The 19,207-nt window shown below is 63.6% G+C and carries 17 protein-coding genes; 15 read left to right on the top strand and 2 right to left on the bottom strand.

Annotated features, from left to right (window positions below; translation table 11 throughout):
- Positions 1–147: 147 nt before the first annotated feature.
- The 11 genes from ACODTW_RS26600 to ACODTW_RS26550 all read left to right on the top strand — a co-directional run bounded on the left by ACODTW_RS26600 (position 148) and on the right by ACODTW_RS26550 (position 11,994).
- Positions 148–924, top strand: a complete 777-nt coding sequence (locus tag ACODTW_RS26600) for an enoyl-CoA hydratase/isomerase family protein (protein WP_488949168.1) — start codon at positions 148–150, stop codon at positions 922–924.
- 47 nt (positions 925–971) lie between these two features.
- A complete protein-coding gene (locus tag ACODTW_RS26595) occupies positions 972–1,406 on the top strand; it encodes a Zn-ribbon domain-containing OB-fold protein (RefSeq protein WP_488949167.1) in 435 nt (144 codons plus the stop codon).
- The gene (locus ACODTW_RS26590; RefSeq protein WP_488949166.1) at positions 1,403–2,566 is read left to right on the top strand and encodes a thiolase family protein; all 1,164 of its coding nucleotides are present in this window, start codon (positions 1,403–1,405) and stop codon (positions 2,564–2,566) included. The genes ACODTW_RS26595 and ACODTW_RS26590 overlap by 4 nt, the downstream gene beginning before the upstream one ends.
- A gap of 146 nt (positions 2,567–2,712) precedes the next feature.
- Complete coding sequence (locus ACODTW_RS26585; RefSeq protein ID WP_488949165.1) at positions 2,713–3,606, top strand: alpha/beta fold hydrolase; 894 nt, start codon at positions 2,713–2,715, stop codon at positions 3,604–3,606.
- Positions 3,594–5,198, top strand: coding sequence for a GMC family oxidoreductase (locus ACODTW_RS26580; RefSeq protein WP_488949164.1), 1,605 nt, complete (start codon positions 3,594–3,596; stop codon positions 5,196–5,198). The genes ACODTW_RS26585 and ACODTW_RS26580 overlap by 13 nt, the downstream gene beginning before the upstream one ends.
- A 16-nt stretch (positions 5,199–5,214) precedes the next feature.
- Positions 5,215–6,699 carry an aldehyde dehydrogenase family protein gene (locus tag ACODTW_RS26575; RefSeq protein WP_488949163.1) on the top strand — a complete coding sequence of 495 codons (1,485 nt, stop codon included), beginning with the start codon at positions 5,215–5,217 and terminating at the stop codon, positions 6,697–6,699.
- 64 nt (positions 6,700–6,763) lie between these two features.
- Positions 6,764–7,252: a MaoC family dehydratase gene (locus ACODTW_RS26570; RefSeq protein WP_488949162.1), complete on the top strand. Its 489-nt coding sequence runs from the start codon at positions 6,764–6,766 to the stop codon at positions 7,250–7,252.
- A 4-nt stretch (positions 7,253–7,256) separates the two neighbouring features.
- The gene (locus tag ACODTW_RS26565) at positions 7,257–8,402 is read left to right on the top strand and encodes a CaiB/BaiF CoA transferase family protein (protein ID WP_488949161.1); all 1,146 of its coding nucleotides are present in this window, start codon (positions 7,257–7,259) and stop codon (positions 8,400–8,402) included.
- A 26-nt stretch (positions 8,403–8,428) separates the two neighbouring features.
- The gene (locus ACODTW_RS26560; RefSeq protein ID WP_488949160.1) at positions 8,429–9,571 is read left to right on the top strand and encodes an acyl-CoA dehydrogenase family protein; all 1,143 of its coding nucleotides are present in this window, start codon (positions 8,429–8,431) and stop codon (positions 9,569–9,571) included.
- A gap of 43 nt (positions 9,572–9,614) precedes the next feature.
- The gene (locus tag ACODTW_RS26555) at positions 9,615–10,775 is read left to right on the top strand and encodes an acetyl-CoA C-acetyltransferase (RefSeq protein ID WP_488949159.1); all 1,161 of its coding nucleotides are present in this window, start codon (positions 9,615–9,617) and stop codon (positions 10,773–10,775) included.
- Positions 10,776–10,818: 43 nt separating this feature from the next.
- Positions 10,819–11,994, top strand: a complete 1,176-nt coding sequence (locus tag ACODTW_RS26550) for a serine hydrolase domain-containing protein (RefSeq protein ID WP_488949158.1) — start codon at positions 10,819–10,821, stop codon at positions 11,992–11,994.
- 149 nt (positions 11,995–12,143) lie between these two features.
- Here the strand turns inward: ACODTW_RS26550 and ACODTW_RS26545 are convergent, their stop codons facing one another.
- A complete protein-coding gene (locus ACODTW_RS26545) occupies positions 12,144–14,303 on the bottom strand; it encodes a TonB-dependent receptor (protein ID WP_488949157.1) in 2,160 nt (719 codons plus the stop codon).
- A 189-nt stretch (positions 14,304–14,492) separates the two neighbouring features.
- Positions 14,493–15,455, bottom strand: a complete 963-nt coding sequence (locus ACODTW_RS26540; RefSeq protein ID WP_488949156.1) for a LysR family transcriptional regulator — start codon at positions 15,453–15,455, stop codon at positions 14,493–14,495.
- A gap of 75 nt (positions 15,456–15,530) precedes the next feature.
- Between ACODTW_RS26540 and ACODTW_RS26535 the strand changes: the two genes are divergently transcribed.
- The 4 genes from ACODTW_RS26535 to ACODTW_RS26520 are packed head-to-tail and all read left to right on the top strand — an operon-like array spanning position 15,531 to position 19,090.
- Positions 15,531–16,412 carry an MBL fold metallo-hydrolase gene (locus ACODTW_RS26535; RefSeq protein WP_488949155.1) on the top strand — a complete coding sequence of 294 codons (882 nt, stop codon included), beginning with the start codon at positions 15,531–15,533 and terminating at the stop codon, positions 16,410–16,412.
- A 25-nt stretch (positions 16,413–16,437) separates the two neighbouring features.
- Complete coding sequence (locus ACODTW_RS26530; protein WP_488949154.1) at positions 16,438–16,791, top strand: RidA family protein; 354 nt, start codon at positions 16,438–16,440, stop codon at positions 16,789–16,791.
- Positions 16,788–17,756 carry an alpha/beta hydrolase gene (locus tag ACODTW_RS26525; RefSeq protein ID WP_488949153.1) on the top strand — a complete coding sequence of 323 codons (969 nt, stop codon included), beginning with the start codon at positions 16,788–16,790 and terminating at the stop codon, positions 17,754–17,756. Before ACODTW_RS26530 ends, ACODTW_RS26525 begins: the two co-directional genes overlap by 4 nt.
- The gene (locus ACODTW_RS26520) at positions 17,753–19,090 is read left to right on the top strand and encodes an amidase (RefSeq protein ID WP_488949152.1); all 1,338 of its coding nucleotides are present in this window, start codon (positions 17,753–17,755) and stop codon (positions 19,088–19,090) included. Before ACODTW_RS26525 ends, ACODTW_RS26520 begins: the two co-directional genes overlap by 4 nt.
- Positions 19,091–19,207 lie beyond the last annotated feature (117 nt).

Raw genomic sequence — 19,207 nt, 5'->3', positions numbered from 1 at the left:
AGGGATCCTCTGTGATATGCCCCCGGGGCATCCCTCCCGCCGGTTAAGAATTTCTTCTGCCGTGTTCGTCCCTCTACTACTGGCAACGGAAGCCCGATGGCCATGAGAGCAAGGGATCAGATGAACGACTATACGACGATCAATGTCGTGCAGGATGGCGCCGTCGACTGGTTGACGCTCAATCGACCGGAACGTCTTAATGCGCTGAATGGCACCATGGTGCGGGAGCTCTGGGATTATTTCCAGAACGTCCAGTCCGATTATACCCGCCGGATTGTGGTCCTGCGGGGCGCCGGACGGGCATTCTGTGCTGGGCTGGACCTTCTCTGGTACAGCAGTTCGACCGAGGGCATGCCAAAAGGTGCCACCGAAGACGGGCCTGCCCCCTCGCTCTCCGATATCATCCTGACGATGCGGTCCTGTCCACAGATCATCATATCGCTGGTCCATGGTGCGGCCTGCGGCGGCGGTTTCAACTTCGCCCTTGCCTCTGATATCCGCATCGCGGGCCGCAGCGCCAAGATGAATGTGGCTTTCATCAAGCTTGGGCTTTCCGGCTGCGAACTGGGAACCAGCTATTTCCTGCCGCGCATGGTCGGGACGGCCGTGGCCGCGGAACTCATGATGACGGGCCGCTTCATCCATGCCGATCGCGCGCTGGCCGTGGGGCTGGTTTCGGATGTCGTGGATGATGAACAACTGGAAGAGGCCGCGCGCACGCTGATCGGCGATCTGCTGGCCACCTCCCCGCTGGGCCTGCGCAAGACCAAGGAGGTCATGGGCCGTGCAGCCGGGATCGAGGACCTGACATCAGTTATCCGTTTGGAAGAACACACACAGCGCGCCTGCATGGAGGCCGGGTCTTTCGCACCAAAGATCGGTATCGCCGGCGGAACCAGGACCGCCGGTGCCAATGGAACGTGACGCGAAGGACCAGCCTGGGGCGACAAGTTGAAAGGGAGTGAGCGTCGATGACGAATGATTTCAGCGGGTTCTTGCCCGCCATCCCCATGATCAGGATCGATGACGATGGCAAGGCCTATATCGCGGGCAGCCATTGTCGCAACTGTGGTGAGACGGTGCCAGGTGAGCGCATCGCCTGCGCCTCCTGCGGCAAGCGCGAGATGCTGGAGCCCGTGCGGCTGGGCCGCAAGGGCACCCTCTACAATTACACGATCGTCCACCGCTCCTATCCCGGTGTGAAGGTGCCGTTCGTGTCGGCCATTGTCGACCTGGAAGGCGGCGGTTCGCTGCGCGGCACCTTGGCAGAGGTGGCGCCCGACCCGGCACAATTGCCCTGGAACATGCCTGTTGATGTCGTCTTCCGTGACACCGGTCAGACCAACCAAGAGGGCAAGCCGTTCGTGAGCTATGTATTCGTACCTGCCCAGGGAGAGGCAAGATGAGCGAAGACGTCTACATTATCGGGATCGACATGATCCCGTTCGGCCGCTATCCGCAGCGCACCGTGGCACAGTTGGGGGCTGAAGCCGCACTGCTCGCCCTTCAGGATTGCGGGCTTACCATCCAGGACATGCAGGCGCTTTACTGCGGCAACCAGATGCGGGCCTTCGGCATGGTCGGTCAGCAGATCCTGCACGAGATTGGCGAGACCGGCATTCCGGTGGTCAATACCGCCAATGCCTGTGCCAGCGGCGGTACGGCCTTCCGCGAAGGCTATATCGCGGTCAAGGGTGGCATCTATGATCTGGTTCTGGCCGTTGGTACGGAACAGTTGGGCAAGGGACTGCTGGGCGCCGCCGCCGGCGGCCGCACCGATGGCTTCATCGAAGAGGGGATTATTGGGTCGATGACGACGCCGGCCATGTTCTCTCAGGTCGGCATGGAGCATCAGCGCAAATATGGCACGACGCTCGAGCAGTTCGCCAAGATCGCGGTCAAGAACCATCACCATTCCACCTTCAATCCCAAGGCCATGAGCCGGCGGGAGACGCCGCTGGAAGAGGTGATGGCAGCGGAGATGATCTCCTACCCCAACACGAAGCTGATGTGCTCCATCAATGTTGATGGCGCAGCGGCGGCCATCATCGCCTCCGAAAGGAAGGTCCGGCAGTTGGGCCTGATGGGGCGAGCGATCCGCGTGCGGGCATCGGAGATGACCAGCAATCCCTATACCCCGCGCCAGGACGCCATTGTCGATTTCAATCTGGTGACGCGCAACTGCGCCAATGCCGCCTATGAGCGTGCGGGCGTGGGGCCGCAGGACCTGCATCTGGTGGAGTTGCACGACTGCTTTGCCACAGCCGAGATGGTCCACTATGAAAATCTCGGCCTATGCGGCGAAGGCGAGGCCGGCCGCCTGATCGACACGGGTTTCACCGCCATCGGCGGCAAAATCCCCGTCAACCTGTCGGGCGGCCTTCTGTCCAAGGGGCACCCGCTGGGTGCCACCGGCATCGCCAACATCTATGAGATATCGCTGCATCTGCGCGGCGAGGCCGGTGCCCGTCAGGTTGAGAAGGCAAGCATCGGCCTGACCCATGTGGTCGGCGGGATGACCGGGCTGGGATCGTCCTGCGTCGTGCACATCCTGGAAAAGGCCTGATATCGCGACGTCATCGCCGGATCCGGCACGTTGCGACGCGAGGCCGGACCACAGGGGGCGATGCCTGACGGCGCGGCCGGTCAACGGCCCGCCGTCAGGCCTGCCGCAGGGGCATGCACTGCCCGGCCGACAGCAAGGATATGAGCGTGACAGGCAGTTCCCTTCAGCATTTCACCACCCCGGATGGACTGACGCTTGTCGGGGACCGCGTCGGTCCCTCGGATGCACCGACCGTCATTCTTCTGCATGGCGGTGGGCAGACGCGTCATTCCTGGACAAAGACGATGCATCGCTTGGTCGACCATGGCTACGGCGTCATCAATTATGATGCCCGCGGACATGGGGACAGCGCCTGGTCGCCGGTGGCGAACTACACGATCCAGGCATTGGCAGCCGATCTGCGCACCGTCCGTGAGACCGTACCGGGCCCTGTCGCCCTTGTCGGTGCCTCGATGGGCGGCATGACCAGCTTCTATGCCATTGGCACCAGTGAACCACCCCTGGCCCAAGTCCTGGTCATGGTCGATATCGTCCTCAGCATCGCCCAGGAAGGTGGACAGCGCATCCGCCGCTTCATGCAGGGTCACGACCAGGGTTTCGCCGACCTGGAAGAAGCTCGTCTGGCCGTTGCCGCCTATAATCCGGATCGGCCGGCCCCGAAGGACACATCCGGCCTGCGCAAGAACCTGCGGCAGGGGGAGGATGGCCGGCTGTACTGGCACTGGGACCCGCGAATGCTGAAAATACCGGCCGGCAGCGAACCGCCTTCACGCATCGACGCACTGCTGTCGGTTAGCAATCGGGTCACCGTGCCGACGCTGGTGATCCGCGGGGGGCGCAGCGACATCGTCAATGATGAGGGCGTCGAAGAGATGCAGCGTCTGGTTCCGCAGACGGAAATCTATGAGGTCCCCGCCGCTGGCCACATGGTGGCCGGAGATCAGAACGACATGTTCAGCGCGGGCGTGCTCTCCTTTCTGCAGCGACATTTCCCGGCACGGCACGACGGATGCGGCGGAGGCCATGAATGGCAACCATGACATATGACTATGTCGTTATCGGCGCCGGGTCGGCGGGCTGCGTGGTCGCCGCACGGCTGAGCGAGCGCCCGGAGAACAAGGTTCTGCTGCTTGAATCCGGCGGCACCGACAAGGATATCATGGTGAAGATGCCACTGGTCTTCACCATGCTGCAATATCACCCAACGCTGGATTGGGGCCTGTGGACCGATCCGGAGCCCTTTGCCGATGGCCGCAAGATCAAGGCACCGCGTGGGAAGGTCCTGGGCGGCTCCTCATCCATCAATGGAATGATGTATTCGCGGGGGCATCCCGGCGACTATGACGAATGGGCGCGGATGGGGGCGGAAGGCTGGTCCCACGACGAGGTGCTGCCCTATTTCAAGAAATCGGAGCGCAATTGGCGCGGTGAAGGGCCAAACCATGGCGGCGGCGGCCCGCTTAACGTGATCCCCTATACCAGTGACGAACCGATCACCAAGGCGATCCGCGACACGGCACAATCGCTGAATTACCGGCTGCTGGACGATTTCGAGGCCGGCGACCCGGAAGGCTTCGCCCTGCCCGACAGCACGATCCGTCGCGGCCGGCGGGCCAGCACGTCGCAGGCATTTCTGACGCCGATCCGGAACCGGCAGAACCTGACGGTTGTTACGGGTGCCCATGTCACCCGCATACTGACCGAAAAGGGCCGCGCCACGGGCGTGGAATATGTCAAGGATGGCGGCAGGCAGACGGTCCATTCTGATGGCGAGATCGTGCTGTCGGGCGGCGCCTATGCCTCGCCGCAGATCCTGATGCTGTCGGGCATCGGCCCGGCGGATCATCTGCGCGGGCTCGGCATCAAGGTCGAGCTGGATCTGGCTGGCGTCGGACAGGACCTGCAGGAGCACCCGCTGGTACCCATGGGTTTCGTAACAAAAAAGCCGCTCGCCTTCGGCCAGGCGCTGCGCGCCGACCGGCTGACACTGTCCGTGCTCAACTGGCTGCTGACGGGGCGGGGATTGCCGGCCACCGTGCCGTTGAGCAGCATCGCCTATCACAAGTCGCAGCCCGACCTGTCCCGGCCCGATCTGGAAACCGTGTTCATGGCGGCGAACATGATGGCCAAGGTCTGGTTCCCAGGCTTTCGCAAGAAACATCCAGACATGCTGACGACGCTGAATGTCGTGCTGCGACCGGGCAGCCGGGGGTTCGTCAAATTGCGCTCGGACGATCCGCTGGCCTTGCCGCGCATTCAGTTCAACCTGCTGCAGGATCCCGACGACCTGCGCCTGCTTCGCCATTCGCTGCGTTGGACCCGCGACTTCGTCCGGCAGGGGGCGCTGGCGGAATTTGTGGGCGCGGAAACCTTTCCCGGTGCCACCCTGGACCAGGATGCGGCCCTGGATGCCTATATCCGCAAGACGGTGGCCACGGCCCACCACCCCACCAGCACCTGCAAGATGGGCACCAGCGATGACGCTGTCGTCGACCCGCATCTGCGGGTGCGGGGTATCAGCGGCCTGCGGGTCGCGGATGCTTCAATCATGCCCCGGCTGATCGGCGGTCACACCAATGCGCCGTCGGTGATGATCGGCGAAAAGGTCGCCGACATGATCCTGGCCAATTAGAGACGAGGAACCCAGCATGGCCCTTTCAATTGATGTGACGGAGAAAACCCGGGCCAGCCTGGTCCGGCCGTTCCAGTTGCTGATCGATGGCCGTTGGACGGACCCGGATGGCGGTGAACGGCTTGACGTCGTCAACCCCGCCGATGGCAGCGTTATCGCCAGCATCCCGGCCGGTAGCGCACGGGATATCGATCGGGCCGTTGCCGCCGCCCGGCGGGCGTTCGAAAGCGGCCCCTGGGCCGGCCTGCCAGCGGCTGAGCGCGCCCGCCTGCTCTGGCGCCTGGCCGACCTGATCGAGGCCCGCAAGGAGGAATTCGCGGAACTGGAAACGCTGGACAACGGCAAGCCGATCACCATGGCGAAATGGGTGGATGTCCCCGCCTCCGTCGCCACCCTTCGCTACTGGTCGGGCTGGTGCGGGAAAATCACCGGCGAAACACGGAGTGTCGACATGCCGGGCGAGTTCCTGGCCATGACTCTGCGGGAACCGGTCGGGGTCGTGGGCCTGATCACCCCCTGGAATTTCCCGCTGATGGCGGCGGTATCAAAGCTGGGTCCGGCACTGGCGGCCGGCTGTACCGTCATCCTGAAGCCTGCCGAGCAGACTTCCATGACCGCCCTTCGCCTGGGCGAAGCAATCCTTGAGGCGGGCATTCCCGCTGGCGTGGTCAATATCGTAACCGGCCTGGGCAGTGTCGTCGGGGCGGCCCTGGCCGAACATGACGGCGTCGACAAGATATCCTTCACCGGCTCCACCGCCGTTGGCAAGTCGCTGATCGAGGCTGCGCGCGGCAACCTGAAGCGCCTGACGCTGGAACTGGGGGGCAAGTCGCCGACAATCATCCTGCCCGACGCCGACCTGAAGAAAGCCATTGTCGGCGCCGCCCAATCCATCTTCTTGAACAGCGGCCAGATCTGCGTGGCCGGCTCCCGCCTGTATGTCGCGCAGGAAAAATTCGATCAAGTGCTGGAAGGGCTGGTGAAGGTTGCGGCGAGCTTCAAACTGGGTCCCGGCCTTGATCCCACCACGACCCTGGGGCCCCTGGTCTCTGCCACGCAGCAGCAGCGGGTCATGGACTATATTGACAGCGCCCGCGCCGAAGGGGCCAATGTGGTCACTGGTGGCAAGGTGGCAAGCGACCGGGGCTATTTCGTCGAACCGACGATCATCAGTGACGTGACCCCGGACATGCGCGTGGTGCGGGAAGAGATTTTCGGCCCCGTGCTGGTCGTAACGCCGGTTGCCGACCTGGATGAACTGGCCGACCTGGCCAACGACACCGTCTATGGCCTGTCCGCCAGCATCTGGACGCGCGACATCTCCACTGCCTACAAGCTGGCGCGCAAGATCAAGGCCGGTACCATCAACATCAATACCGGGTCCGTGGCTGGCCCGAACCTGCCCTTCGGCGGCTTCAAGCAATCGGGCTGGGGCCGCGAGAACGGTAGCGACGGCATCAACAGCTTTACCGAGCTGAAAACGGTCATCACCGCGCTGTAACGCACTATACCGCCCCCGCCCGTAACCGGCGGGGGATGTGCGCCCGTATAGAGGGAATATCCCGATGCAATCTGAACCAACCGCGACGGATGGCGGTGCCACTCTGCTGGGCCAGGGCCTGTTCTGGCAGGACATGCGGGTCGGTGCCACTTTCCGCACCTATACGCGCACGATCACCGAAACCGACCTTGTCGCCTTCGTGACACTGACGGGCATGACGGACAGCGCCTTCCTGGACGCGACACTGGTGGGGCCGATGGGTGGGCGACCGGTGCCGGGGGTGCTGACCCTGTCGATCATTGAAGGCTTCATCATCCAGTCGCTGATCCGCGGCACCGGTCTGGCCATGCTGGGCTACACACTGGAACCGGTGGCCCCGGTGCATGTCGGAGACACAGTGCATGCCCGCATCGAATTCACCAGCGTGCGCCCCACCTCGACCGGCAACCGCGCCATCGTCGACTCCGCCATCACCATCTTCAACCAGCGGGCCGAACCAGTCATGCGCTACAGCTCGCGCCGGCTGATCGCCGGACGGACGGAAGCGGAATAGCGCCATGCTGCCGTTGCAGAACATCAAGGTCATCGACCTGACCACCGTCGCCATGGGACCGCTGGCCAGCCAGTGGCTGGGCGATTTCGGTGCCGACGTGATCAAGGTGGAGGCGCCGGGCGGTGACAGCACCCGCCAGACCGGCCCGGCGACGGAGCCGGGGATGGCCGCCCTGTTCCTCAGCACCAATCGCAACAAGCGCAGCGTGGAACTGGACCTCACCCGGCCGGAAGGTCGAGAGGCGCTGGCCCGGCTGATCGATGGTGCCGACGTGTTCATGCACAATATCCGGCCGCAGAAGCTGGCGAAGCTGGGACTGGAGCCGGAAAGGCTGATGGCGCGGAACCCACGGCTGGTCTATGCGGGGCTGCTGGGCTTTGGCGAAGCCGGACCCTATGGCGGACGGCCCGCCTATGACGACATCATCCAGGGCCTGTCGGGCTGCGCCGACCTGATGCGGCGGCAATCGGGCGAGCCGCAGTATTTTCCGACCATCACCGCCGACAAGACCACGGGCCTGATCGCGGCGATGGCGATCCTGGCCGCCCTGACCGGGCGTGCTGCCAGCGGTCAAGGGACGGTGGTCGAGGTGCCGATGTTCGAGTGCATGGTGGGGTTCAATCTGGTCGAGCACCTGTATGGCCGGCAGTTTGAGCCGCCCCAGGGCGAAACCGGCTATCCACGTGTGCTGTCACGCCACCGGCACCCCTATCGCACGCGCGACGGCTTCATCTGCATGCTGCCCTATACCGATGCCCATTGGCGGGCCTTCTTTACCCAAGCGGGTGCGCCCGGACACGCCGACGATCCCCGCTTCGCCACCATGGCGGCGCGCACGGCCCATATCGACGCGCTTTACGAGCTGGTCGCCGATCTGGTGGCGCAGCATGATAATGAGCACTGGCTTGCCGCCTGTGAGCGGATCGGCGTTCCGGCCTCCCCCGTCCTGTCGCTGGATGAGGTTGTCAACGACCGGCACCTCCAGGCGGTGGGCTTCTTCACGACCCTGCATGACCCCGCCTTGGGTGATGTGCGCCTGCCGGGCGTGCCGGTGCTGTTCAATGGGGAACGACCGCCCGTTCGCCTGCCGCCCCGCCTGGGGCAGCATAATCCCGACATTCTGGGCAGCAACGACCCCACGCCGATCTGACGGCACCCAAGAAAGCGGAAGTACCCATGCTGGACACATCCACACGCACCATTTTCGGCGAAGAACACGCCATCTTTCGCGACAGCGTGCGCAAGCTGTTCGATCGCATACTGGTGCCGCACCTGGACGACCACGAGCGCGACGGCATCGTCGGGCGGGATTTCTGGCGGCAATGCGGGGCCGCCGGCCTGCTTTGCCCGACCGTTGAACCGGCCTATGGCGGGCCCGGCCTGGATTTCACCTACAACGCCATCGTGCAGGAGGAACTGTCCTATGCAGGCTCCCATGCCGGGCTGATCATCCAGAACGATATCACCGCCGACTATATCCAGGCCTATGGGTCGGAAGCGCAGAAGCAGCGTTACTTGCCAAAGATGGTAGCCGGCGACTGCATCACCGCAATTGCCATGACCGAGCCCTCGGCGGGGTCGGACCTGAAGGCCATCCGCACCCATGCCAGACGCGACGGCGCCGACTATGTCATCAACGGGTCCAAGATCTACATCACCAACGGCTGCAACGCGGATCTGGTGATTCTGGCCGCGAAGACCGATACCGCGCGCGGCGCCGCTGGGATGTCGCTGTTCCTGGTGGAAGCCGATACGCCGGGCTTCACGCGTGGCCGCAAACTGGACAAGATCGGGCAGCGTTCCGGTGACACGGCCGAGTTGTTCTTCGCGGATATGCGCGCGCCCGCCGACAGCCTGCTGGGGACGGAGAACGAAGCCTTCAGCTATCTGCTGACGCAACTGGCGCAGGAGCGGCTGTCGGTAGCGGTGACAGCCCAGGCCGCCGCGCAGCGCGCCTTCGACGAGGCGCTTGCCTTCACCAAGGGGCGGCAGGCGTTCGGGCAGCGCATCTTCGATTTCCAGAACACCCGCTTCGTGCTGGCAGGGCTGAAAACCGAACTCCAGGTCGGCTGGGCACATCTGGACTGGGCCATCGCCCGGCATGTGGCCGGCAAGCTGGATGCGGCCGCCGCGTCGGCCGCCAAGCTCTGGCATACGGAGCTGCAGGGCCGCGTCGTCGATGCCGCCCTGCAACTGCATGGCGGCGCCGGGTACATGAACGAATATATGATCGCCCGACTTTACCGCGACGCCCGCGTAACCCGCATCTATGGCGGCACCAGCGAGATCATGAAGGAAGTTATCGGCCGGAGCCTGTGAGCACCCGCGCCGTCCTCCAAAAAACAGCATGGGAGTTCGACCGATGCCCGAAGCCTATATCGTGGGGGCCGTCCGCACGCCGGGCGGCAAGCGCAAGGGTGCCTTGGCCGGACTACATCCGGCCGATCTGGGCGCCACCGTTCTGAATGCCCTTATCGACCGGACCGGCATCGACCCCGCCGCGGTGGAGGATGTGATCGTCGGCTGCGTGACGCAGGCGGGCGAACAAGCCTTCGCCTTCGGCCGCAACATGGTGATGGCATCGCGCCTGCCAGACAGCGTGCCCGCGGTGACGATCGACCGGCAATGCGGCAGTTCCCAGCAGGCCCTGCATTTCGCCGCCCAGGCCGTGATGTCCGGCACCCAGGATATCGTCATTGCCGCCGGTGCCGAAAGCATGACGCGGGTGCCGATGCTGTCAAACATGACCCTGCATGCCCAGGCGGGCATGGGCGAAGGCCCCTGGAGCCGGGCGATCCGGAACCGCTATGGCGTTTCCAGCTTCAGCCAGTTCCATGGCGCACAGGCCATGGCCGACAAGTACGGCTTCAGCCGCGAAGAGATGGACGCCTTCGCGCTGGAGAGCCATCGCCGCGCCGCCAGCGCCATTGAGGCCGGCGCCTTCTCCCGCGAGATCGTCCCTGTCGCCACCGAAACCGGACTTCTCGCGCGGGACGAAGGGGTTCGTTTCGATGCCTCGATGGAGGCCATGGCCGCCGTTAAGCCCATTGCCGAGGGCGGAACCATCACCGCCGCCAATGCCAGCCAGATGACAGACGGCGCGTCTGCGGTCATGGTCGTAAGCGAGGCGGGAATGAAGCGCTTCGGTCTGAAGCCGTTGGCACGCATCCACAGTCTCACCGTGACGGCGGGAGACCCGGTCATCATGCTGGAGGAACCGATCCCGGCAACCCGGAAGGCCTTGGCCCGCGCCGGCCTGCGCCTGGATGATATCGACCTGTTCGAGGTCAATGAAGCCTTCGCCTCTGTGCCGCTGGCCTGGATGAAGGCACTTCATGTCGATCCGGCGCGGCTGAACGTGAATGGCGGCGCCATCGCCCTGGGCCATCCGCTAGGCGCGTCGGGAACCAAGCTGATGACGACGCTTGTGCACGCGCTGCATGCCCGCGGTCAGAAATGGGGCCTGCAGACGATGTGCGAAGGGGGCGGCATCGCCAACGTCACCATCATTGAGGCACTGTAGTCACGCCAGCCGCGCCACCCGGATCAAATCGAAGGACCGTTCCATGACCCGCACCCCATCCTTTCCCGTCCGGCATCCGCTTTCTGTCGATCCGTCCCGCGTAGAGCGATTGGTTAAGATCATCGACCGCGATATTGACGCTCTCACTTTTGACGGCGTTGCGCTGAAGGTTTCCATCGGTGACGAACTGGTGATCGACATTCAGCGGGGTTACGCTGATCGTGAAGCAGGTTCTCCCGTCGATGCGACGACCGTTTTCGCCTCGATGTCGACCGGTAAGAATTTTCTGGCCACGCTGTTCCTCAGCTATGTCGAACGCGGCCTGCTCAATCTGACCGCCCCCGTCGCAGAGGTGCTGCCGGAGTTCGGGCAAAGGGGCAAGGGCCGGGTCACGCCATTCCATATTCTGACGAATACCAGCGGCATCATGGCGCAATCCCCGCCCCTGCCGGCGGCAGAAGCAGTGTCGAACCGCGCGATCTTCGACTATGTCTGCAAGGAACGTCTGGAATTCCAGCCCGGCGAGCGGATCAATTATTCCATGGTGGCCGGCCACGCTGTCCTGGCGGAAATGCTGCTGGAGGTCGATGGACGCCGACGCGGCCTTGCCCAGCTCATGCATGAGGAACTTTTCCAACCGGCCGGCATGACCAGTACCGCACTGGGGGGACGCGCCGATCTGGCGGCACGGATGGCACCGATCGTCGCCCGCTTCAAGGAGCCGGGTGCCTTCCATCCCGAGCGCATCAATGCGATCAACATGCTCTACAAGACCGAAGGGGCCGAGATTCCTGCCGCCGGCTACCTGACCTGTTCCCACGACCTGCACCGGTTTGCCAATATGCTGCGCCGGGGCGGCGAGATCGATGGTTTCAGGTTCCTGTCACCGGCCATGCTGGAATGGTGCACAGCCGACCATACCGGCCTGACATCCAACGGGTTGCTGGCCTATGCCGCAGAGACGCGCAATTGGACACTCTACCCCAATGGCACGGGCATCGGATTCATTCTGCGCGGCGACAAACCCACCCACGGCCCCATCTCGACGCTGGCCTCGCCCCGCTCCTTCGGCGGATGGGGAGCGGGATCAACCTGCTTCTGGGTAGACCCACAGCGCGATGTCGCTTTCAGCCTGCTGATGGCCGGTGTCATGGCTGATGATCGGCATGTTGAAAAAGCGTCCAGTTTTGGAGACATGGTTCTTGCCGCCATGTGCTGAAGAACTGATCCGCTGCGTGACGTGACCGTGTTGGGTGGTGCCGGCGAGCGGCTGGGCATGACCATGAACGACGGCCGCTTCCACAAACGGGCGGTCTAACAACTGCTGAGGGGGAACCCGGACCGCAGCGTCCGGGCTCCTTACCACCGTCAGAAGCGGTAGGTCAGCGACACGCCATAGCGCCGCGGCTCTGCCGGAAACACGTCATCCTGGGGGAAGCCAAAGGCATAGGCCGGATCGTGGGAGGTCACATAGCTGAGATTGAACAGGTTCTCAGCGAACAGCTTTATCTGGATATCGCGCCAATCCAGCATGATACGGGCATTCACTAGGTTCAGCGGCTCCTGCTTCTCCAGGTTGGTAAACCACCACCAGTTCCGGGCCTTGTGGGAGTAATCGACGCCGACGGTCAGGTCCGTGTCCGTGGCGACTGCGGTCGTGTACTGCGCCGACAGATTCACGGTCGTGTGATAGACATAGGAGAAATGGTGGCCGTCGGCCGTATGCGCGGGATTGGGATCGATTGCCCGCAGCCGTGCAAGATCGAAGTCCGTGATCTTCGTGTCCAGCAGGCCGAAGCCGGCATCCAGGGTCAGTCCCCGGAACGGTCGGAGATTGACATTCATCTCCACGCCCTGGATGCGGGATTTGTCGATGTTGAAGATGTTCTGGGTGACATCGACCGCGTTGAAGAAGAAATCCTGCCGGTTCTTGTAGTCCATGTAGAAGGCCGATGTCTCAAGTCGTGCCTTGCCGTCCCAGAAAGATGTCTTAGCGCCGACCTCGTAATTCCACAGCGATTCCGGTTTGTAGGTAGCAAATTCAGCCCGCAGCGTGTTGTTGAAGCCACCCGACCGGAACCCGCGGGAAATGGTGCCGTAGACCATGCTGTCGGTATCGAGGTCATAGGAAAGCGTCACCTTGGGCTGCAACGCTGAGAATTCCTTGTGGCGACGCTTCGCTACATCGGCGCCAGCACCGGCCAGCGCATTGAAGAGGATGGTGCCGTTCGGGTTCAACGCCACCCGCCGCTCCACATCATAGCGCAGCCCGGTGGTCAGGGTCAGATCGGGGGTCAGGTCATAATCGGCCTGGCCGAACACGGCATAGGCGGTGTTGCGGAACCGGAAATCGGTCCGCTTGTAAAGGAAGGTGCCGGGCATACTGGGCAGGTCGAAGAAGTCTGCGAACCCTGCGTCCAGTTGCGACGGCAGGGCTGACACCGACGACAACTGGTCGCGTCCGGCATAAGTCGCGTCCGTCAGGCGCTGCTTCTTCTTCAGATAGAAAGCGCCCGCGACCCATTGCAACGGCCCATCACCGTTGGACGCCAGCCGCGCCTCCTCGCTCACGGCGCTGTTGAGAAAACGCTGTCCCACCTCAAGCGCGCGGGCCGGCGTGAAATCCAGGTCGCCCATGCGGAACTGGTTGCTGTTGCTGTAGCCGGTGATCGACGTCAGGGTGACCCCATCGAACTCGTAGTCGACTTTCAGCGCCGCATCATCGAACTTGCGCTTGCTGGGCGCCAGGGAGGAAGAGCGGATATCATACTCGTCCTCATGGTTGGTCCGCCCGATCCCAGCCAATTTGTAATAATAGCTGTCGTAGTCGCTCTTGAAGTGCGAGGCGCGCAATTCGACCTTCAGCACGTCGTCAGGCGTGAAAAGCAGCTTGCCGAAGACGCTGTCGTCGCGTGACGACCCTACCTTGCGATCGAGATAGGTATTGCGGATCAGACCGTCGAAATCGCGCAGGCTGCCGCCGATCCGGAAGGACAGCGTGTCCTCCACGAGCGGACCGCTCAGGGCCGTCTCCAGTTTGCGGTCATTGCCATTCTTGTAAGTGCCGCGCACCAGCCCGTCAAAATTCTTCCCCGGCTCGCGGGTCACGATGTTGATGGCACCGCCAATGGCATTGCGGCCATAGAGGGAACCCTGCGGCCCCTTCAGGATCTCGATCCGTTCGATATCGTTCAGTTCCTGATTGATCTGCGACGGGTCGTTGATCTGCACGCCATCGACCACCATGGCCACGGGCGGCTCACCGGTACGCACGGAATTGACGCCGCGGATCGACATATAGACCGTCGCCGCATCCTGGAACTGGTTGAAGGACATGGATGGCACCAGCGCTGGCACGCCGGCCAGGCTCACGATACCCTTATTCTCGATTTCCAGGCTGGAAACCACGGCGATGGCTTCCGGAATGCTGCCGATTTCTTCAGCCCGCTTGCGGGCCGTGACCACAATCTCCTCCAGCGTCGCCGTATCCTCCTGTGCTGATACGGCCTCCGGCATCAGTAACGACAAGGCCATAAGGCCCGTCGTCGCGACGGACATATGAAACAAGCAGTTTCGCATTGATCTTCCCCATTACCCGATTGTCGCGGTCGTTCCGGGCCTCCCGTGCCTGGAGCGTTCCGCGCTTGAGCAAAGGGCGAATACGGTAATGTGTCAAATCGATGCAAGTCATCAATAACATCGATAAATTCGATGAATCTACGCGATAGCCCGTTCCGGAATGTCGGGATGCAGACCATCCATCACGAAACGCGATTGCGATATGGTCTGGCGTAACCAATGGCTTCCCTGCTCCCTGTCGGCCCGCAGATGCCACACCAGCGAGATCGGATTGGCACTGAACGGCAGCGGCACGGGACTGGTCACCAGACCGAAATGCGGCGCGTAATAGCGGGCGATGCGGGTGGGCAGCGTCGTCAGGACCGGGCCCGCCGCAGCCATCATCAGGACAGCCAGGAAATTCGGGCCGGCGGCGACCACATTCAAATCGGCCTTCACCTCATCCAGCGCCTGCTCCAGACACCCGAACAGGGCGTCTCGCATCGACACCACGGCATGCGGCGCCTCCAGATAGGTGCGCAGGCCGATAGGGATGCCGGCCCGCAGACGCCGCGGATTGAAGCAGCAGGTCAGCGTCTCCTCGAACAACAGTTCCCGGCGCAGCCAGGGCTGGCTGTCGCCATAGCAACCAACCGCAAGGTCGATCTCGCCCCGGTCCAGCATTTCGGCGGCGTCTTGGGGATCGACAGAGCGGGCCAGCAGCCGCACGCCCGGCGCTTCGGTCCGGAACCGTGTCGTCAGCTCCGGCAGCAGCAGCGCCTCCATGCCATTGGTCAGACCGATGCGGAAGGTGCGCTCCGCCGTCGCCGCATCAAACCGTGTGGTGGACCGCAGCGCTTCTTGTGCCTGCAGAAGGGCCAGGCGGATCGGCTCGTGCAGGGCCAGGGCCCGCGCCGTCGGCTGCAATTGCTGCTTCACCCTCACAAACAACTCGTCATCCAGCAGCAACCGCAAGGTGGAGAGCGAGTGGCTCATCGCGGGCTGCTGGATGCGCAGCTTGGCAGCGGCCCGCGTTACGCTGCGTTCCTCCATCAACGCATCGAAAGCCACCAGCAGGTTCATATCGAACGAGCGAAGATTGAAATGATCGATGTTTGTCATGATTTGGATCGATTTCCATTCAGGTTATTACAGGATTATACCCGGTTTTACCGCAGCACAAGCCCAGAGCTCATCATGCAAGCCCCCCTGCAACGGTTCCGATTGGGAGCCATTGAGATCACACGCCTGACAGAGATCACGTTCGACAGTTTCGCACCGGATTTCCTGCTGCCCGCATGGCACGCGCCGACAGTCGAACCCCACTTGGCCGGCATGCGGGAGCACGTCCTCAATATGGATGGCACCGGGCTGCAGGTGAATGTGAACTGCTGGATCGTGCGCACGGCGCACCACCACCTGGTCATCGATACAGGCATCGGCGATGGCCGGAACCGCCGCATTCCCCTGTTCAATGACCTGCAAACAGGCTGGCTTGACCGGATGCGACAGGCAGGCATCGACCCGGCGACGATCGATCATGTCCTGTGCACTCATCTTCACAGCGACCATGTCGGCTGGAATACGCACCTGTCCGACGCCTGCTGGGTGCCCAGCTTCCCAAATGCCCGATATCACTGGTCCCGCATGGAAGATGCCTTTGCGGCCAGTCCCGCCTTCCGCGACAGCCTTGCAGCCGGTGTCTTCGAGGACAGCGTGCAGCCGGTCATTGAGGCGGGACTGGTCGATCTGGTCAATGACACGGGGGGCGAGGTTCTGGAAGGCGTCACCTTCCATCCAACACCGGGTCATACGCCTGGTCACATGTCCATCAGCATCCGCGATGGCGATCATGTGGCCCTGTTCAGCGGCGATGTCGTCCACAGCCCCCTGCAGGTGCATCTGCCGGACTGGAATTCTGCATTCTGCGAGGCGCCGGACGCTGCCCGCGCGTCACGCCGGTGGGCGCTCAACCATGCCGCCGACCATCGCGCCCTGTTCCTGCCGGCCCATTTCGGCGGCAGTTCGGCCGGCCACGTCACCCGCGACGGGGACGGATTTCGTTGGACCTTCGCCTGACCCCTGATTGACACGGAGAGCTTCCATGACCGCGCCCCACCTGTCGCCCATAGTCCGCCACGGCGATATGATCATCACATCCGGCCAACTGGCCTTCGGCAAAGATGGCCGGATCACCGGAGATGTCGGCGACCAGACCCGATGCATCCTGGACCGCATCACCGCCCTGCTGGCCTCTGCTGGCATGACATTGCATGACGTCGGCAAGACCACGGTCTGGTTGGTGGACGCTGCGGATTTCCCCGCTTTCAATGAGGTTTATGCCGCAGCATTCGGCGATCATCGCCCTGCGCGTTCCACCACCGTCTGCGCTCTGACCGCGCCCGGCGCACTGATCGAGATCGAAGTGGCGGCCTGGCCCGGCGGGGGTGTGGCATGACGCGCCATCCGTTTGACCCCGGTGCCGCGCGCGTCGTCGACATGGTCCGCCGGGCGAACCAGCCCGGCCCCGAAGCCGGCACCCCGGCGCAAGCGCGGACCGCCTTCCGGACCAGCCGCGCCGCCTTGGCCCCGCAGCGACCCGATGTCGCCCTTGTCAAGGACATGACCATCGACAGCGTTGCCGGTCCGATAGCCATCCGGCTTTATCGCGGCTTGCGCACGACGGCCAATGAGATGCTGCCCGTCTTGTTGTTCTTCCATTCCGGCGGCTGGATGTCGGGCGACCTCGATACCCATGACCACCCCTGCCGGGCCATCGCCAATGTCGGGCGGATTGCCGTCATCGCTGTCGATTATCGTCTGGCGCCGGAAAACCCGTTCCCCGCCGCCATAGAGGATGCACAGGCCGCCTTTGCCTATCTGCACCGGCATGCGGACGAACTGGGCATCGACCCAGACCGCATCGCGGTGGGTGGGGACAGCGCCGGGGCCAATATCGCCACCGTCTTGACCCACCTGCTGCGCAACGCGGGCGGCAAGCAGCCGGCCGCCCAGGTGCTGCTCTACCCCGCCACCGACTTCGGCGCCGACACCGCCTCCCTGCGGGAGTTCGGAGGGGGGCCAACGCTGAGCAAGGCCAGCCTGGACTGGTTCGCGGCGAACTACCTGCGGGGTGGCGGCGATCCGCTGGACTGGCGGGCGTCGCCACTGCGGGCACCGGATTTCGGTGGCCTGCCCCCGGCCTTCCTGGTCACCTGCGGCCATGATCCGTTGCGTGACGAGGGCGAGGCCTATGGGCAAAGGCTGGCGGCGGCGGGCGTCCCCGTGCACCATCGGCCCTATCCGGGGCAGATCCATGGTTTCCTGACCATGGGCGGCATCATCCCGCAGACAACAATCCTGATTGGTGAAATCGCCGCCTATCTGGACATGATTTTCACACCCATGGAAACATGCCGATGACCGAAGCACCGCATTTGCCGACCCTCGGTCAGGCCGCCCGCCTGCTGGCGGAGGACAAGACCACCAGCCGGCACCTGGTCGAACGCTGTCTGGAAGCGGTGGAAGCCGATGCCAATGCCCGCAGCGCCTATTTGCTGTTTGATGCCGATGGCGCCAGGGCAGAGGCCGACCGGATCGACCGCCAGCGGCGTCTGGGCCAATCCCCCGGCCTGTTCGCCGGCATCCCGCTGTCGGTCAAGGACCTTTTCGACGTCCAGGGGCAGGTCACGACCGCCGGGTCGCGCATCTTGCGCGACAGCCCCCCAGCCATGGTCGATGCCCCCGCCCTCGCCCGGCTGCGCGCTGCCGGCTTTGTGGTGCTGGGTCGCACGCACATGACCGAGTTTGCCTATTCCGGCCTGGGCCTGAACATCCATCATCCGGAGCCACGCAGTGTCTGGTATGAGGAGGAGGACAGGGTACCCGGTGGTTCCTCCTCCGGTGCGGCGATTTCCGTGGCCACGGGCGGCGCACTCGCCGCCATCGGCACCGACACCGGCGGTTCTTGCCGCATTCCGGCCGCCTTCAACGGGCTGGTCGGCTTCAAGCCAACACCATCCCGTATTCCGCGCGACGGCCTGGTTCCTCTGTCATCCAGCCTTGATTCCGTCGGTCCCATTGGCCGGTCCGTCGCCTGTTGCGACATTCTGGACCGGTTCATGTCCGGACATCATCGCGCCCTTGCCGAACAGCGCCCCACCCGCTTACTGGTGCCCACCAACCTTGTCTGGGACAATGCGGACGGCGCCGTCGTGGACGCCGTCGAGCAGGCGCTGGACCGGCTGCAAAGGGCGGGGATCAGGATCGTCCGCACCCGCGTCGGTGCGCTGGACCGACTACCGACGCTGGGCGCCAACGGGGGTATCGTGGCCATCGAAGCCTTCCGCTTCCACCGGCCCCTGCTGGACCGGGCGTCGGCGAGCTACGACCCGCGTGTCCTGCGCCGGATTCGTCTGGGTGAGGGCGTGTCCGACGCGCGATATGTTGAATTGCTGGAATTGCGCGCTGCCTTCATCGAAGAACTAGGCCAGCAACTGGCCGGATATGATGCGATGGTCATGCCCACGGTGCCCATCCCACCGCCGCGCAAGTCCGATTGTATGGACGAAGATGGCTATACCCGCCACAATACCCTGGTCCTACGCAATCCCAGCATCGCCAATCATCTGGGCGGCTGCTCGATCACCCTGCCGCTGCCCGAGGCCAGGGTGCCCGCTGGTTTGATGGCCATTGCCGGTCACGGGCAGGATGACGGCCTGCTGGCACTGGCGACCCGCATGGAGACGCATCTCTGACGGCAATCCTTCCCGGGCCGGCCGCCGGTCAGTCGCGAGGCTTCAGAACCAAGCCGACCAACTGAACTGGCCCCCGTTTGGCCGGACATTCAGGCGGTTTCACGATAGGCCCTTATG

The sequence above is a fragment of the Niveispirillum sp. FG148 genome (assembly GCF_057809655.1).
This window is presented reverse-complemented; position numbering and strand designations above follow the sequence as displayed.

Bases quoted from the DNA above. Each gene is read 5' to 3' on its own strand.
- ACODTW_RS26595 (WP_488949167.1), top strand. From the start codon at position 972: ATGACGAATGATTTCAGCGGGTTCTTGCCCGCCATCCCCATGATCAGG.
- ACODTW_RS26590 (WP_488949166.1), top strand. From the start codon at position 1,403: ATGAGCGAAGACGTCTACATTATCGGGATCGACATGATCCCGTTCGGC.
- ACODTW_RS26580 (WP_488949164.1), top strand. From the start codon at position 3,594: ATGGCAACCATGACATATGACTATGTCGTTATCGGCGCCGGGTCGGCG.
- ACODTW_RS26575 (WP_488949163.1), top strand. From the start codon at position 5,215: ATGGCCCTTTCAATTGATGTGACGGAGAAAACCCGGGCCAGCCTGGTC.
- ACODTW_RS26570 (WP_488949162.1), top strand. From the start codon at position 6,764: ATGCAATCTGAACCAACCGCGACGGATGGCGGTGCCACTCTGCTGGGC.
- ACODTW_RS26565 (WP_488949161.1), top strand. From the start codon at position 7,257: ATGCTGCCGTTGCAGAACATCAAGGTCATCGACCTGACCACCGTCGCC.
- ACODTW_RS26560 (WP_488949160.1), top strand. From the start codon at position 8,429: ATGCTGGACACATCCACACGCACCATTTTCGGCGAAGAACACGCCATC.
- ACODTW_RS26555 (WP_488949159.1), top strand. From the start codon at position 9,615: ATGCCCGAAGCCTATATCGTGGGGGCCGTCCGCACGCCGGGCGGCAAG.
- ACODTW_RS26550 (WP_488949158.1), top strand. From the start codon at position 10,819: ATGACCCGCACCCCATCCTTTCCCGTCCGGCATCCGCTTTCTGTCGAT.
- ACODTW_RS26540 (WP_488949156.1), bottom strand. From the start codon at position 15,455: ATGACAAACATCGATCATTTCAATCTTCGCTCGTTCGATATGAACCTG.
- ACODTW_RS26535 (WP_488949155.1), top strand. From the start codon at position 15,531: ATGCAAGCCCCCCTGCAACGGTTCCGATTGGGAGCCATTGAGATCACA.
- ACODTW_RS26530 (WP_488949154.1), top strand. From the start codon at position 16,438: ATGACCGCGCCCCACCTGTCGCCCATAGTCCGCCACGGCGATATGATC.
- ACODTW_RS26525 (WP_488949153.1), top strand. From the start codon at position 16,788: ATGACGCGCCATCCGTTTGACCCCGGTGCCGCGCGCGTCGTCGACATG.
- ACODTW_RS26520 (WP_488949152.1), top strand. From the start codon at position 17,753: ATGACCGAAGCACCGCATTTGCCGACCCTCGGTCAGGCCGCCCGCCTG.